This window comes from Acinetobacter colistiniresistens, assembly GCF_000413935.1.
Lineage (GTDB): Bacteria > Pseudomonadota > Gammaproteobacteria > Pseudomonadales > Moraxellaceae > Acinetobacter > Acinetobacter colistiniresistens.
The window spans coordinates 673,684-689,039 of record NZ_KE340380.1 but is presented as its reverse complement, the minus strand read 5'-3'; the positions used below and the strand labels follow the sequence as shown (position 1 = coordinate 689,039).

The 15,356-nt window shown below is 40.2% G+C and carries 14 protein-coding genes; 12 read left to right on the top strand and 2 right to left on the bottom strand.

Features of this window, described 5'->3' with window-relative positions; genetic code table 11:
- Positions 1-10: 10 nt before the first annotated feature.
- From frr to lpxA, 10 genes are read left to right on the top strand one after another with little or no spacing between them, the layout of a single operon-like run.
- Entirely contained in the window at positions 11-565 is a 555-nt protein-coding gene (gene frr, locus F907_RS06910) for a ribosome recycling factor (protein WP_004653307.1), read from the top strand.
- Positions 566-572: 7 nt separating this feature from the next.
- Complete coding sequence (gene uppS / locus F907_RS06915; RefSeq protein ID WP_016652518.1) at positions 573-1,322, top strand: polyprenyl diphosphate synthase; 750 nt, start codon at positions 573-575, stop codon at positions 1,320-1,322.
- 2 nt (positions 1,323-1,324) lie between these two features.
- On the top strand, positions 1,325-2,149 hold the full coding sequence (locus F907_RS06920; protein WP_005270745.1) for a phosphatidate cytidylyltransferase: 825 nt from the start codon (positions 1,325-1,327) through the stop codon (positions 2,147-2,149).
- Positions 2,150-3,346, top strand: coding sequence for a 1-deoxy-D-xylulose-5-phosphate reductoisomerase (gene ispC, locus F907_RS06925; RefSeq protein ID WP_016652517.1), 1,197 nt, complete (start codon positions 2,150-2,152; stop codon positions 3,344-3,346).
- A gap of 5 nt (positions 3,347-3,351) precedes the next feature.
- Positions 3,352-4,707, top strand: a complete 1,356-nt coding sequence (rseP, locus tag F907_RS06930; RefSeq protein ID WP_016652516.1) for an RIP metalloprotease RseP — start codon at positions 3,352-3,354, stop codon at positions 4,705-4,707.
- Positions 4,708-4,741: 34 nt separating this feature from the next.
- Complete coding sequence (bamA, locus tag F907_RS06935; protein ID WP_016652515.1) at positions 4,742-7,258, top strand: outer membrane protein assembly factor BamA; 2,517 nt, start codon at positions 4,742-4,744, stop codon at positions 7,256-7,258.
- Between the two features lie 44 nt (positions 7,259-7,302).
- Positions 7,303-7,803, top strand: coding sequence for an OmpH/Skp family outer membrane protein (locus F907_RS06940; RefSeq protein WP_005241310.1), 501 nt, complete (start codon positions 7,303-7,305; stop codon positions 7,801-7,803).
- 3 nt (positions 7,804-7,806) lie between these two features.
- Positions 7,807-8,877 carry a UDP-3-O-(3-hydroxymyristoyl)glucosamine N-acyltransferase gene (gene lpxD / locus F907_RS06945; protein ID WP_016652514.1) on the top strand — a complete coding sequence of 357 codons (1,071 nt, stop codon included), beginning with the start codon at positions 7,807-7,809 and terminating at the stop codon, positions 8,875-8,877.
- A gap of 6 nt (positions 8,878-8,883) precedes the next feature.
- Complete coding sequence (gene fabZ, locus F907_RS06950) at positions 8,884-9,369, top strand: 3-hydroxyacyl-ACP dehydratase FabZ (RefSeq protein WP_004653316.1); 486 nt, start codon at positions 8,884-8,886, stop codon at positions 9,367-9,369.
- Complete coding sequence (lpxA, locus tag F907_RS06955) at positions 9,366-10,154, top strand: acyl-ACP--UDP-N-acetylglucosamine O-acyltransferase (protein WP_005270739.1); 789 nt, start codon at positions 9,366-9,368, stop codon at positions 10,152-10,154. The genes fabZ and lpxA overlap by 4 nt, the downstream gene beginning before the upstream one ends.
- 46 nt (positions 10,155-10,200) lie before the next feature.
- On the opposite strand, the gene F907_RS06960 is transcribed toward lpxA, so the two are convergent.
- Complete coding sequence (locus F907_RS06960; protein WP_032862202.1) at positions 10,201-11,133, bottom strand: AraC family transcriptional regulator; 933 nt, start codon at positions 11,131-11,133, stop codon at positions 10,201-10,203.
- A gap of 189 nt (positions 11,134-11,322) precedes the next feature.
- Here F907_RS06960 and F907_RS06965 point away from each other — a divergent pair, with 189 nt between their 5' ends.
- Positions 11,323-12,567: an alkane 1-monooxygenase gene (locus tag F907_RS06965; protein ID WP_016652511.1), complete on the top strand. Its 1,245-nt coding sequence runs from the start codon at positions 11,323-11,325 to the stop codon at positions 12,565-12,567.
- 161 nt (positions 12,568-12,728) lie between these two features.
- Positions 12,729-14,081, top strand: coding sequence for a glutathione-disulfide reductase (gene gorA / locus F907_RS06970; RefSeq protein ID WP_016652510.1), 1,353 nt, complete (start codon positions 12,729-12,731; stop codon positions 14,079-14,081).
- Between the two features lie 69 nt (positions 14,082-14,150).
- Here gorA and F907_RS06975 read toward each other — a convergent pair whose 3' ends face one another.
- Positions 14,151-15,350 carry an acyl-CoA dehydrogenase family protein gene (locus F907_RS06975; protein ID WP_016652509.1) on the bottom strand — a complete coding sequence of 400 codons (1,200 nt, stop codon included), beginning with the start codon at positions 15,348-15,350 and terminating at the stop codon, positions 14,151-14,153.
- Positions 15,351-15,356: the final 6 nt, after the last annotated feature.

The window sequence follows — 15,356 nt, the reverse complement described above, 5'->3', positions numbered from 1 at the left end:
GGAAGATCATATGATTAACGATCTCAAACAAGATAGCGAACAGCGTATGCAGAAGTCACTTGACTCGTTAGAGTTAGGCTTTGCCAAAGTTCGTACAGGTCGTGCGCACCCATCTATTTTAAATGGTGTAATGGTTTCTTACTACGGCTCTGACGTTCCATTGAATCAAGTGGCAAATATTGGACTTGAAGATTCTCGTACGCTGTTGGTTCAACCATTTGAACGCTCGATGGTCGCTGCAATTGATAAAGCGATTCGTGAAGCAGGTTTGGGTTTGAATCCTATTACTGCTGATGCAATCCGTGTACCAATGGCTGCATTAACAGAAGAAACTCGCCGTGATATGCAAAAAGTTGCGCGTGCTGAAGCTGAAAATGCCAAAGTTGCGATTCGTAATATTCGTCGCGATGTATTAGGTGATCTCAAAGCCTTATTGAAAGAAAAAGAAATTTCTGAAGATGATGATCGCCGTGCATCGGATGATATTCAGAAAATTACTGATAAATATGTTGCAGAGGTTGATAAGCGTCTTGCAGCGAAAGAAGCAGAATTGATGAAGGTCTGATTCTATTATGACCTTGCAAGAAGAATCGCTTCTTCCTCAACATGTTGCCATCATTATGGATGGCAACAATCGTTTTGCTAAAAAAAAGCAAATGCAAAAAGGCGATGGGCATCGGGAAGGTAAAAATGTCTTAGATCCTATTGTTGAACATTGCAAAAAAGAGGGTGTTCGTGCTTTAACTGTTTTTGCATTTTCAAGCGAGAACTGGAATCGGCCACAATACGAGGTTGATTTGCTAATGAAGTTGTTGGAAGAGACAATTCATGAGCAATTACCCCGTATGGAAATGTTCAATATCTCCTTACGTTTTATTGGTGATCGTGCCCGATTATCGAGTGAGCTGCGTGATCTCATGCAATATGCAGAGCAAAAAACGGCAGCTTTTGATTCCATGACGCTAACCATTGCAATTAGCTATGGGGGAATGTGGGATATGGCACAGGCTGCAAAACTTATTGCTCAAGATGCACTTGCTGGAAAAGTTCAAGCAGATCAGATAAATGTTGATTTATTTGATAAATATGTCAGTCTAAATGATCTACCTGCTGTTGATTTGTTAATTCGCACGGGCGGAGATTACCGTTTGTCTAACTTCTTGTTGTGGCAAGCTGCGTATGCGGAATTGTATTTTACCGATACGTTGTGGCCAGAGTTTACAATAGAAGAGTTAGATCACGCATTTCGTGTTTTTTCAGGACGTGAAAGACGCTTTGGTAAAACCTCAGAACAGATTCAACAAGCGAAAATAGAGAATTAATAATGTTAGAGCGGATTATTACCGCATTGGTGTTAGTTGCTGTTGTTTTAAGTTGCATGTTTGCAACGCAATCACATTATCCAATGTTTATACTGATGATTTTAGCCGCAGGGGTTGCAGGTTATGAGTGGTTTAAGCTTATGCCTCGAACAGCTGCACCGGTGTCAAAACCTAAGGCTTGGATCTATGGAGGATGCGTTGCAGCGGTATCCACACTGGCATTATTTTTTGATGATGTAGCACTCTTATTGTGGGCTGCATCTATTCTCACATGGTTGGGCAGTATCTATTGGGTTAAGAACTTTCCTGAATCGGATAGCTGGTACAATGCATCCTTATATATCGTTGGATTTATTCTGATTTCTGCCGCGGTTACAGCTCTCTATGCAGTCTGGCATAGTTCGCCGTGGTGGTTGATGTATTTGTTCCTGTTGGTTTGGGGGGCAGATAGTGGTGCATACTTCGTAGGTCGTAAATTTGGTAAGAAAAAACTTGCACCCTTTGTGAGTCCAAACAAATCTGTTGAAGGTCTTTATGGTGGTATCGCTACAACTGTACTGATTATGTTGGTTGTGCAATATTCCTACTTAAATTTAACAGTTGTGCAGCTTATTCTGTTCTTAATTCTATCAATTGTTACTGTGTTTGCTTCGGTGTTGGGCGATTTGTTTGAATCAATGATTAAACGTCGTGCAGGAATTAAAGATTCAGGTCGGGTTCTTCCTGGGCATGGCGGTGTGTTGGATCGTATTGATTCGTTACTTGCTGCAGCACCGATTTTTGCAACGGGTATGTATATATTAAAACTTATTGGTGTAGATCTTTAAATGACTCAAGCTGTTTGTATATTGGGTGTTACGGGTTCAATTGGACAAAGTACTTTAAAAGTATTGGAACAACACCCAGACCAATACACTGTATTTGCAGTTTCTGCATATAGTCGTTTAGATGAACTTTTAGAAATTTGTAAAAAATATCATCCAAAAATTGTGGTTGTGCCGAATGATAAAGCATTTGAGTTACAGCAGAAATTCAATCAAGAAAATCTAAAACAGATTGAAATTTTAACGGATGAATCGGGCTTAATTGCAGTTGCTGAACATGCTGATGTCGATATTGTTATGGCAGCAATTGTTGGGGCTGCGGGTTTACTGCCAACTTTGGCGGCAGTAAAAGCAGGAAAACGTGTTTTGCTTGCCAATAAAGAAGCCTTGGTGATGTCTGGTGACATTATGATGCAGGCAGCACGTGATCATCATGCACTATTGTTACCTGTAGACTCTGAGCATAATGCAATCTTTCAGTCTTTACCTCACGATTATTTAAATGCAGAAAGAACAGGACAGCCCCAACTCGGTGTGTCTCAGATTCTGCTGACCGCATCGGGTGGGCCTTTTCTGAATCACTCATTGGAACAGTTGCATGATGTTACTCCTCAACAAGCATGTAAACATCCAAACTGGTCAATGGGGCAAAAAATCTCTGTTGATTCTGCAACATTAATGAATAAAGGCTTAGAATTGATCGAAGCTTGTCATTTGTTTTCAATATCAGAACATTTTGTTACAGTTGTTGTGCATCCGCAAAGTATCATTCATTCCATGGTGCAATATGTGGATGGATCAACTTTGGCACAAATGGGTAATCCAGATATGTGTACGCCAATTGCACATGCATTGGCGTGGCCAAAACGTCTGGCAACACATGTCCCAGCATTGAATTTATTTGAGACAGCTCAATTGAATTTTCAGTCGCCTGATATTGTTAAGTTTCCTGCATTGGATCTAGCACGTCAGGCAATGCGTGCAGGTGGCTTGGCACCAACGATTTTAAATGCGGCAAATGAAATTGCTGTTGCAGCATTTTTGCAGAAGCAGATTCGATTTACTGAGATTGCTCAGGTAGTCGAAAATACTTTGCAAACTGTACAAAATGCTAAAGCAGAAAACATAGACATCATTTTACAGACTGATATGATCGCAAGACAAATTGCAGAAAAGTATATTGTGGGTATAGGAGGCTAAATCGTATGAATGCACTATTTATGATTGTTGCAGCGATTTTATTGCTTGGTCCTCTGATCGCAATTCACGAATTTGGTCATTATTGGGTCGCACGCAAATTAGGCGTTAAAGTTCTGGTTTATTCGATCGGTTTTGGTCCAACTTTACTGAAATGGCAATCTAAGAAATCAGGCATCCAATATCAACTTTCTGCTTTACCACTTGGTGGTTATGTCAAGATGCTGGATGAACGTGAAGGAAATGTTGCAGAGCAAGATTTACCTTATGCGTTTAACCGCCAGTCTCCATGGAAACGTATTGCAATTGTTGCTGCGGGCCCTTTGATTAATCTGATTTTTGCTGTGTTCCTGTTTTGGATTTTATTTTTACCTGCACAAGAGCAACTGAATACGCGTATCGGGAAAATCATGCCGAATACGCCAGCAGCTCAAGTGGACTTGCACGTAGGTGATAAAGTGTTGATGGTCGATGGTAAAGCGACCTCTACATGGGAAAAACTGAATTATGCTTTGGTTAACCGTGTAGGTGAGACTGGACAGGTTTCAATTATTGTTGATCGTGCCGGTGCAGAAAAGCAATTTAGCCTACCGATCAAAGAGTTCTTAAAAGATCAAAGTCAATCTCCTTTAGATGTGTTGGGTTTCTTGCCTTACCGTCCTGTTATCCCAGCCACAGTCAAAGAACTGAGTGCGGATGGGGCTGCAATCCGTCAAGGTATGAAAGCGGGTGACCAGATTGTTGCAATTGATAATGTTGCAATGAAAGATTGGTTTGATGTGGTTGATGTCGTTCAAAAATCACCAGAAAAGCTGTTGAATATTGATGTGATGCGTCAAGGTCAACTTGTGCATTTACAGGTGATGCCTCAAGGGCAACGCGATAATATGGGCAATACCACAGGTATGCTTGGTGTGAAAAGCGATGCAGGCAAGATCACGATTCCAAATGACTATAAGCAAACCATTCAATATTCACCAGTTGAAGCACTTGGTGTCGCTTTCGAGAAGACAACACAGCTTTCAGGTATGATTTTTAACTCCATCATTAAAATGGTGCGTGGTTTAATTGGTTTAGATAATCTTTCTGGTCCAATCACGATTGCGAAAGTGGCGGGACAAAGCGCAGAAATGGGATGGCAAACGTTTATCTCATTTATGGCTTTAATGAGTGTGAGTTTGGGGATTCTGAATTTACTGCCAATTCCAATGCTGGATGGTGGTCATTTAGTGTATTACTTTATTGAAGCAATTCGTGGTAAACCTGTTTCTGAACAAATACAGATGTTTGGTCTAAAAGTTGGTATGGTACTGCTCGGTAGCATGATGCTTTTGGCTTTATTTAACGACTTCATGCGTTTATAAAAACGCAAATGGAATTTAACTTACTGGAAAATATATGGGCATGCGTCACACACATTTATTAATGCCTTTGGCACTGGTTAGTGCGATGGCAGTGGTACAACAAGCATACGCAGCAGATGAGTTTCTTGCACAAGATATACGAATTGATGGCTTAGTGCGTTTAACACCTGCAAGTATCTATTCTATGTTACCAATAAATAGTGGCGATAGAGTTAGTGATCCAATGATTGCTGAGGCAATCCGCACTTTATATGCTTCAGGTTTATTTGATGACATTAAAGCTTTTAAAGAAAATAATGTATTAGTCTTTAAAGTTGTTGAGCGTCCAGTTATCTCTAAATTGGAGTTCAAAGGCAATAAACTCATTCCAAAAGAAGCCTTAGAACAAGGTTTAAAGAAGATGGGGATTGCTGAGGGTGAAGTTTTCAAAAAGTCTGCGTTGCAGGTGATTGAAACTGAGCTAGAACAACAATATACCCAGCAAGGTCGTTATGATGCAGATGTAACCGTTGAAACAGTTGCACGTCCAAATAACCGCGTTGAATTAAAGCTGAACTTCAATGAAGGGACAGCCGCGAAAGTATTCGATATCAATATTATTGGTAATACCGTCTTTAGTGATAGCGATATCAAGCAAGCTTTTGCGGTTAAAGAAAGTGGCTGGGCTTCAATTGTTACGCGTAATGACCGTTATGCGCGTGAGAAAATGGCGGCAAGTCTAGAAGCTTTACGTGCCTTATATTTAAACAAAGGTTATATCAATTTTAATATCATCAACTCTCAGTTAAACATCAGCGAAGATAAGAAACATATCTTTATTGAGGTTTCGGTGGATGAAGGTAGCCAGTTTAAATTTGGCGAAACAAAGTTCCTTGGTGATGCACTCTATAAGCCAGAAGAGTTAACAGCACTTAAACTGTATAAAGATGGCGAAACCTATTCACAAGAAAGAGTGAATGCCGTTAAGCAACTTCTTTTACGTAAATATGGTAATGCAGGCTATTACTATGCAGAAGTGAATGTTGTACCTGAGATTAATAATCAAACAGGTATTGTTAACCTGAATTATTATATTAACCCCGGTCAGCAAGTAACCGTTCGTCGTATTAACTTCACGGGGAATAGTAAAACTGCGGATGAAGTATTACGTCGTGAAATGCGTCAAATGGAAGGTGCATTAGCAAGTAATGAGAAAATTGACCTTTCTAAAGTTCGTTTAGAGCGTACGGGCTTCTTTAAAACCGTTGATGTTAAACCTGTTCGTGTACCAAACTCACCAGATGAAGTGGATTTGAATGTAAATGTTGAAGAACAACATTCTGGTACGACAACACTTGCCGTAGGTTATTCACAAAATGGTGGTGTAACCTTCCAGGCTGGTTTAAGTCAGACAAACTTTATGGGTACGGGTAATCGTGTAGCAATTGATTTATCACGTTCTGAAACGCAAGATTACTATAACTTAAGTGTGACTGATCCATACTTCACCATTGATGGTGTGAGCCGTGGTTATAACGTTTACTATCGTAAGACCAAGCTAAACAAAGACTATAACGTTAACAACTACGTCACCGATAGTATTGGTGGTAGTGTAAGTTTTGGTTATCCAATTGATGAAAATCAAAGTCTAAGTGCATCTTTGGGTATTGATCAAACCAAAGTACGTACCGGTCCAAGTGTTTCGACTTATATCCGTGACTACTTATTGGCGAATGGTGGTAAGACTACAGGTTATGGTAGTTATTGCCCAACAGAAGATTTAGTGAAAGATGCTGATGGAAACTCTACCTGTAGTCCTGGTAAAGACGTTCCTTATGGGAATGCATTTGAAGGTACATTCTTAACTTATAACTTGAATTTAGGTTGGTCATATAACACATTGAATCGTCCAATTTTCCCAACATCGGGTATGTCACATCGTGTTGGTCTTGAAATTGGTTTACCAGGCAGTGATGTTGACTATCAGAAGTTGACTTATGATGCGCAAGCATTTAAATCACTCTGGGGCGGCTTTGTACTGCGGGGTTATGGTAAGTTAGGTTATGGTAATGATCTACCTTTCTACAAGAACTTCTATGCGGGCGGTTATGGTTCAGTACGTGGCTATGACAACAGCACATTGGGGCCTAAGTATCCGAGTGTAATTTTCCGTGAGACTGGGCAAAATGACCCAGATCCAGAAGAAGTAGGTGGTAATGCCTTAGTTCAATTTGGTACTGAATTGGCACTTCCTTTACCATTTAAAGGCGATTGGGCTCGTCAAGTACGACCAGTACTTTTTGCTGAAGGTGCACAAGTATTTGATACGCAATGTAAAATACCAACTTCATCGCAAACGCCTTTGATTAATGGTCAGCCTCAAATCGACCTCAAACAGTATTGCAAAGATAATAATGGCTTTGATTTTGGTAATATGCGCTATAGCGTAGGTGTTGGTTTCACATGGATTACCATGATTGGTCCTTTATCACTGAGCTATGCGTTCCCGCTGAATGATAAAAAAGGCGATGATACGAAATCTATTCAATTTGAAATCGGTCGTACTTTCTAAGTACGACCTTGTTTAGCGCTGTAAAATATATAAAGGATGCAAGAATGAAAAAATTAACAATGCTCATGTTAGGGTTAGGCTTCACGGTTTCTGCAACTGTAAATGCTGCAGGTCTGGCGGTAGTAGATTTAGCTAAGGTTGTGGAAAGCAGTACTTATCTTAAGCAGCAAAATGCAAGCTTAACGCAGTCAGTAAAACCAACATCGACTAAACTCGAGCAATTGGGTAAAGAGTTAGAATCTTTGCAGCAAAAAGCACAAACTGATGGTCAAAAAATGAACCAAGCTGATATTCAAAAGCTTACTGCGCAATATCAGTCTAAACTCAGTGAATTTAACTCAACTCAGCAAGGGTTACAGACCAAAGTTCAGTCAAGTTTACAAGCAATGAACACGACTTTTGAGACACGAGTGAAGCAAGCTGCTGAACAATTGCGTAAAGAGAACAATTTAGACTTCATTTTAAATAAAAATTCTGCGATTGCCTCTGACGCGCAGTATGATTTAACTGATAAAATGATTCAAAAGGTTAATGCAATTAAATAATCAATGAATAGACGTACTTATCGTTTAGAAGAAATTGCTCACCTTGTCAAAGGTGAGCAATTTGGTCTGAAAGACTTTCAAATTGCTAACTTGGCAAGTTTAGAGCATGCGCAAAAGCAGCATATCTGCTTTGTGAATGGCGAGAAATATTTGGCGCAAGCCGAAGCGAGTCAAGCTGGCGCATATATTGTTACTGCAGCTTTGAAACAACAGCTTGCGAGTAAACAAAACTTTATTGTCGTGGATAATCCTTATCTGGCTTTTGCCACGCTCACGCATTTATTTGAACATAAGATTACTCAACGTGGCATCGAAAGCACTGCACAAATTCATCCTTCAGCAATGATTGCTGATGATGCTTATATTGGGCATTATGTTGTGATTGGTGAAAATTGTGTCGTTGGTAATAATAGTATTATTCAGGCACATGCGTTTCTTGATGATCAGGTTGAAATCGGTAAAGACTGCTTTATTGATGCGCATGTTACCATCACGGGTGCAGCACAGTTAAAAGATCGTGTCAGAATTCATGCCAATACTGTCATTGGAACCGAAGGTTTTGGTTTTGCGCCTTATCAGGGCAAGTGGCATCGTATTGCACAATTGGGTTCAGTTCGTATCGGAAATGATGTACGTATTGGTTCGAATTGTAGTATAGATCGCGGTGCACTTGATGACACAGTTTTAGAAGATGGTGTCATTATTGATAACCTTGTGCAAATTGCTCACAATGTCCATATTGGTGAAAATACAGCGATTGCCGCCAATTGCGGAATTGCTGGAAGCGCTCGGATTGGCAAAAACTGTATCATGGGTGGTGCATCAGGCATGGTTGGACACCTTACAATTGCGGATAATGTGACACTTACGGCAATGTCAATGGTCACAAGAAATATTTCTGAGGCTGGAACTTATTCTTCTGGAATGGGACTTTTTGAAAATAGCCATTGGAAAAAGACGATTGTACGCTTAAGACAATTAGCAGATGTGCCATTGACCCAAATCACTAAAAGACTTGATCATATGCAAGCTCAATTAGAGTCCCTTGAATCAACCTTTAAGTTGCGTAAATAATTTATTATGACTGAGTCTACTTCTCCAGCATTTACAATGCCTGAATTACCGATGGATATTCTTACGATTCGTGAATATTTACCCCATCGTTATCCATTTTTATTAGTCGACCGCGTTACAGAAGTAACCGAGAACAGTATTGTTGGTTATAAAAACGTCTCGATTAATGAAGAGTTTTTACAAGGGCATTTCCCGACTTATCCAATTATGCCAGGTGTGCTGATCATTGAAGCTTTAGCACAAGTTTCTGGTATATTAGGTTTTGTGTTAACTAATCAAAAGCCAAAAGCAGGTTCGCTGTTCTTGTTTGCAGGTGCAGAAAAAATCAGGTTTAAGAAACAGGTGGTTGCAGGTGACCAGCTTATCTTAAAATCTGAGCTTGTGATGCAAAAACGTGGCATTTACAAGTACAATTGTACCGCTAGTGTCGATGGTAAGGTTGCCGCGACAGCAGAGATTATTATTTCCCACCAGAAAATTGAGCAGACATGAGTAGTCAAAATTTAATACATCCTACAGCAATTATTGACCCGTCTGCAGAAATCGCATCTGATGTACAAATTGGTCCGTATTGTATTGTGGGTCCAAATGTAAGTATTGACTCTGGTACAAAATTACATTCACATGTTGTTATTGGTGGTTTTACCAGAATTGGTAAAAATAATGATCTTTTCCAGTTCTCAAGTATTGGGGAAATTTGCCAAGATTTAAAATATCAAGGTGAAGAAACATGGTTAGAGATTGGTGATAATAATAAGATTCGTGAGCACTGTACTTTACATCGCGGAACAGCTCAGGATCATGGTATTACTAAGATTGGAAGCCATAACTTATTAATGGTGAATACGCATATTGCACATGACTGTGTGATTGGTAACCACAATATTTTTGCCAATAATGTGGGCATTGCTGGACATGTACATGTTGGTGATCATGTGATCGTTGGTGGTAATGCCGGTATTCATCAGTTCTGTAAGATCGATTCTTATAGCATGATTGGTGGTGCTGCCTTGATTCTTAAAGATGTCCCAGCTTATGTTATGGCGTCTGGAAATCCAGCACGTGCATACGGGATGAATATCGAAGGCATGCGTCGTAAAGGCTGGTCTCGTGATACGATCCAAGGTTTAAGAGAAGCTTATAAACTGATCTATAAGTCTGGATTAACCACTGAACAGGCGATTGAACAAATTCGTAACGAAATTTTGGTTAAAACGCCTGAGGCGCAATTGTTCATTGACTCACTAGAGCAATCGACGCGTGGTATTGTGCGTTAATCACTGAGCAGAAAAGAAAGACACCACGGTGTCTTTTTTTATGACTTCAATTTTCTTGTTCAATAAATTGCTGCCGATATTGTTTCGGAGAGTGTTCAAAAGTTCGCTTGAATGCCTGACTAAAAGCGGTTTCAGATGAATAGCCAACTTTATTGGCAATTTGCTGGATCGAATAGTTACTTTTACGCAAATATTGACTGGCCAAGCGCATACGATGTTGTTGTAAATAAGCGAGTGGTGATTCGCCAATCACTTCATGGAAGAGGTTGGCAAACTTTGAGCGTGACATGCAACATTGTTCAGCAAGTAGCTCGACCGTCCAGGCTTCTTCAGGGTGGTTGTGAATTGCAGCAAGGCTATTACTAAGTTCGGGATGGTTTAAAGCACTGAGCCAGCCATGCTGAGTTGAAATTTGTTGGATATGATCTCGAATACATTTGATCAATAAGATATTTACCAGATGATCAATGATGATATCGCGTCCTGCTTGGATATTTTGGGTCTCAAGAGCGAGAAAGTGTAGACCGATTTGTAACCATTCTGGTGCATTGGTATCGCCATGTTGAAGATGAATTAATGGGGGTAATGCCTGAATAAATGGGCGTGCCATAATGGTATCAATTTGGCAGCGAACAGTTAAAATTAAGTTTTTCTCGGATGAGTTTGTACCGAATTCGATGGCTTCTTCTTTATGACCATCGAACAGCTTTGAAATATCAACGGCATCAACCAGTTTAGTAATTGTATTATCTGCACCTGTATGTGCTTTTCCAGACGGAATAACCACAATTTCACCTACGTGTGCAGTTAAGCTATTTTGCGCGTCAATTTGAATAAAAACAGAACCAACTAAAACAATGTGAACAATTAACGCAGTTTGATCTTGGCAGATAAAACTCCATTCTCCTTGAGTTTTCAAGTAGATATATTCAGTGTGATTTAAATGTATATCAGCAAATATTTTACTTAAAGCATCCATATGATTTTTAAATGGGGTATTCATTTAAATTATAGTGAGCTACGCCAATAACTCAATATGTGTTTTTAGGACAAAAACAGGGAGGATGATGCCAAAGACTTTGACATAGCTTTTTTGGACGCTTGCAACTGTCATGAATTTCATAATTCCTCAAAATATACTTATATATACAAAGACATGGATTCGATGATGAATGCGCCAGTAAATGTTGAGCAAGAACTTACGCCAGTAAGCATTCCAAAGTCAAAAACGGAGTTGGATCGTAAACGTTATTTATGGGCCATTAGCCCAGCTTTACCTGTAATCGGAATCGGGATTTTAGCAGGTTATCAATTCGCACCGCGTCCATTGAAAAAAATCTTTGCTTTAGGTGGACCAATTGTTTTACATATTGTCATTCCGACGATCGATACGATTATTGGTAAAGATGCTAATAACCCAACAGATGAAGATATTCGGCTGCTTGAGAAAGACCCATATTATTCGCGTTTGGTTAAAAGCTTTATTCCATTACAATATGTAGCTAATGTTTATGCATGTTATCTATCAAGTCGTAAAGAAACGTCATTTCTTGATAAGATTTTCCTCGGGATTTCCATGGGGGCGATTAATGGTATCGCCATTAACACCGCACATGAGTTGAGCCATAAACCTGATCGTATTGATCATATTCTTTCACATTTGGCATTGGTACCGACAGGATATAATCATTTCCGTGTCGAACATCCTTATGGCCACCACAAACGTGCGGCAACACCTGAAGATCCTGCATCTTCACAAATGGGTGAAACATTCTATGAATTTTGGCCACGTACCGTGATTGGTTCATTCAAATCAGCCATTGAGATTGAAACCAATCGCTTAAAACGTAAAGGTAAAGAATTCTGGTCAACTGAAAACGAACTCTTGCAAGGTTGGGGCATGAGTGCTGCTTTTCATGGCTCGATGGTCGGTTTGTTTAGTAAGCGGGTTATTCCTTATTTAGCGACTCAAGCATTCTATGGCATTAGTTTATTCGAGATTATTAATTATATCGAACACTATGGTTTGAAACGTCAAAAAGACAAAAATGGTAAGTATGAGCGAACCATGCCAGAACATAGCTGGAACAATAATAATATTGTGACTAACTTATTCTTGTATCAATTACAGCGTCACTCTGATCATCACGCTTATCCAACCCGTCCTTTCCAGGCATTACGTCATTTTGATGAAGCGCCTGAATTGCCAAGTGGTTATGCAAGTATGTTGTTACCTGCGTTAATTCCACCATTATGGTCAAAAATGATGGATAAGCGCGTATTTGATCACTATAAAGGTGATTTGAATAAAGCCAATATTTATCCAAAACGTCGTGCAAAACTGTTTAAGAAGTTTGGTGTAGTCGATCAATCTTTGCAACAAGTTCAGGTTGAAGCTGTGACAACTGAATAATCCAAAAAGCTTCCCAAAAGCAAGGCACTGATGAGCCATCATCAGTGCCTTTTTATTTTCTTGTATAAAAAAATTAAAAAACAACGGCTTTTGCACTTTGTTGCTGTATATCTATAGCGGAGAACAAACAAAAATCTTGTAATCAAATTGATGAGATGAAGATGACAAAACATTATGATTATATTGCGATTGGTGGTGGTAGCGGTGGTATTGCATCAGTCAATCGCGCTGCAATGTATGGTAAAAAGTGTGCGTTGATCGAAAAAGCTGAAATAGGTGGAACCTGTGTCAATGTTGGCTGCGTGCCGAAAAAAGTAATGTGGTATGCCGCACATGTGGCGGAATCGATTCAAAAATACGGCCCTGATTATGGTTTTAATAGTAAGGTTGAATCTTTTGAATGGCAAACGCTCATCAATAATCGTCAAGCCTATATTGAGCGCATTCACCAATCCTATCAAAATAGCCTAAGTAAGAATAAAGTAGATCTCATTCATGGTGCAGCACATTTTATTGATGCTCATACCATTGAAGTCAATGGTGAGCGATTCACAGCAGATCATATCCTGATTGCAACAGGGACACAGCCCTCATTGCCTGATCTTGAGGGTGTTGAATATGGTATAGATTCGAATGGCTTCTTTGAATTAAGTGCTTTACCAAAAACCACCGCCGTGATTGGTTCAGGTTATATTGCGGTTGAATTGGCGGGTGTGCTGAATGCTTTAGGTTCTCAGGTTGGATTGTTTATTCGTAAAGATTTACCCGTAAGACGTTTTGATTCGTTTTTGAGTGAAACTCTGGTGGAGGTGATGCGAGCCGATGGTATCACTGTGCATATCCAAGCAGTTCCCAAGAAAGTCACCAAAAATGTTGATGGTTCAGTCGTGCTGCATCTAGAAAATGGCGAAAATCATACTGTAGATTGCTTGATTTGGGCAACGGGTCGAGAACCCAATACGGCGAGTTTAAATTTGGACAAAGCCAATGTTCAGTTGGATGATCGTGGTTATATCCAAGTGGATAAATTCCAGAATACCTCACAAAAAGGTGTCTATGCTGTTGGAGATATTACAGGGAAAATGGAGCTGACACCTGTAGCTGTCGCAGCTGGGCGTCGATTGTCTGAACGACTCTTTAATCATAAGCCTGATGAACATTTAAATTACGATAATATTCCAACAGTAGTATTTAGCCATCCACCGATTGGAACGGTGGGGATCACAGAGCAAGAAGCCATTGAAAAATATGGACAACAAGCTGTGAAAGTCTACAACTCCTCGTTTACGGCCATGTATAGTGCCATTACTCAACATCGCCAACCGACCAAAATGAAATTGGTTTGTGTTGGTGAGGAGGAAAAAGTTGTGGGTATTCATGGCATAGGTTTTGGTATGGATGAGATTCTGCAAGGTTTTGCGGTGGCTTTGAAAATGGGTGCAACCAAAAAGGATTTTGATAATACCGTTGCCATTCACCCAACTTCCGCAGAAGAATTTGTAACGATGAGATAGGATTGGATCAGGCACTCAATAAAAAGGACGTTATGGCAACGTCCTTTTTAGATTATTGCCGATTCAAGATTATTTTAGTTCACTAGATGATTTACCCAATTCACGGCGGGCAATAATCAATTGTTGAATCTGTTGCGTGCCTTCAAAAATATCCAGAATTTTTGAATCCCGCGCCCATTTTTCCAATAATTCATCTTCAGCATAGCCAACACTTGCTGCAAGTTCGACACATTTGAGAGTAATCTCATTACCAACACGACCTGCTTTGGCTTTGGCAATCGAAGCCTCTTTCGAGTTCGGCTTTTTATTGTCTGCCATCCATGTTGCCTTGATCATCAAGAGACGTGCAGCTTCCCACTCAGCTTCCATACGATAGATTTGCGCAGCTAGATTTGAGGTTTGTAAGTAGGGTGTGGTGTAGTCTGGATCAAGCTGATCTTTGAAAATTTCTTTGATGCGTTCTAAGGAGGCTTTGGCACAACCAACTGCCATGGCTGCTACCAGTGGACGGGTATTGTCAAAGGTTTCCATCACGCCTGCGAAACCTTTAGCCACATCAATTTCAGGATTACCCAGCAAATTGGCAGCAGGTACACGACAGTCAATAAAGCTAATCACTGCCGTGTCAGAAGCTTTAATCCCAAGTTTATGCTCAAGCCGCTCAACTTTCATGCCGGGTGTACCTTTCGGTACCACAAAAGACTTGATCGCAGCACGACCTAATTTCTTATCTAAGGTTGCCCAGACCACAACCGAATCAGCACGGTCACCCGAAGTGACAAAGATTTTCTCACCATTCAGGATATAATCATCGCCATCTTTGGTTGCTGTGGTGCGAATCGCAGCTGAATCTGAACCACAACCCGGCTCGGTAATTGCCATGGCTGCCCAAGTGCCTTTGAAGCGTTCTAGCTGTTCATCATTGGCGACTGCTGCAATCGCAGAGTTGCCTAGACCTTGGCGGGGCATACTCAGTAAGAGACCAGTATCGCCATAGCACATTTCAATAATGCCAAGCGCCGCAGACATATTGCCGCCGTTTACAACAGCGTCCAGATTAGCTGTTCCACGTTTACTGGCATTGGCAGCGCCAACACCTTCACCACTTTCATTCATGCCATCCAGCAAAGCCGCCAGCATATCAAGTTCTTTGGGATAGGCATGTTCTGCTTTATCGTATTTACGTGAAATTGGACGGAGTACATTGAGTGCAGTCTCGTGTGCTTGATCAATCAGCATTTTGAATTTTTTCGGATTTTGTAAATTCATTATTGT

What these genes read in the sequence shown, in the direction of transcription:
- ispC (WP_016652517.1), top strand. Translation starts at nt 2,150, where the DNA reads ATGACTCAAGCTGTTTGTATATTGGGTGTTACGGGTTCAATTGGACAA.
- F907_RS06960 (WP_032862202.1), bottom strand. Translation starts at nt 11,133, where the DNA reads ATGGATGCTTTAAGTAAAATATTTGCTGATATACATTTAAATCACACT.
- uppS (WP_016652518.1), top strand. Translation starts at nt 573, where the DNA reads ATGACCTTGCAAGAAGAATCGCTTCTTCCTCAACATGTTGCCATCATT.
- gorA (WP_016652510.1), top strand. Translation starts at nt 12,729, where the DNA reads ATGACAAAACATTATGATTATATTGCGATTGGTGGTGGTAGCGGTGGT.
- fabZ (WP_004653316.1), top strand. Translation starts at nt 8,884, where the DNA reads ATGACTGAGTCTACTTCTCCAGCATTTACAATGCCTGAATTACCGATG.
- lpxD (WP_016652514.1), top strand. Translation starts at nt 7,807, where the DNA reads ATGAATAGACGTACTTATCGTTTAGAAGAAATTGCTCACCTTGTCAAA.
- bamA (WP_016652515.1), top strand. Translation starts at nt 4,742, where the DNA reads ATGGGCATGCGTCACACACATTTATTAATGCCTTTGGCACTGGTTAGT.
- F907_RS06920 (WP_005270745.1), top strand. Translation starts at nt 1,325, where the DNA reads ATGTTAGAGCGGATTATTACCGCATTGGTGTTAGTTGCTGTTGTTTTA.
- lpxA (WP_005270739.1), top strand. Translation starts at nt 9,366, where the DNA reads ATGAGTAGTCAAAATTTAATACATCCTACAGCAATTATTGACCCGTCT.
- F907_RS06965 (WP_016652511.1), top strand. Translation starts at nt 11,323, where the DNA reads ATGAATGCGCCAGTAAATGTTGAGCAAGAACTTACGCCAGTAAGCATT.
- F907_RS06940 (WP_005241310.1), top strand. Translation starts at nt 7,303, where the DNA reads ATGAAAAAATTAACAATGCTCATGTTAGGGTTAGGCTTCACGGTTTCT.
- frr (WP_004653307.1), top strand. Translation starts at nt 11, where the DNA reads ATGATTAACGATCTCAAACAAGATAGCGAACAGCGTATGCAGAAGTCA.
- rseP (WP_016652516.1), top strand. Translation starts at nt 3,352, where the DNA reads ATGAATGCACTATTTATGATTGTTGCAGCGATTTTATTGCTTGGTCCT.
- F907_RS06975 (WP_016652509.1), bottom strand. Translation starts at nt 15,350, where the DNA reads ATGAATTTACAAAATCCGAAAAAATTCAAAATGCTGATTGATCAAGCA.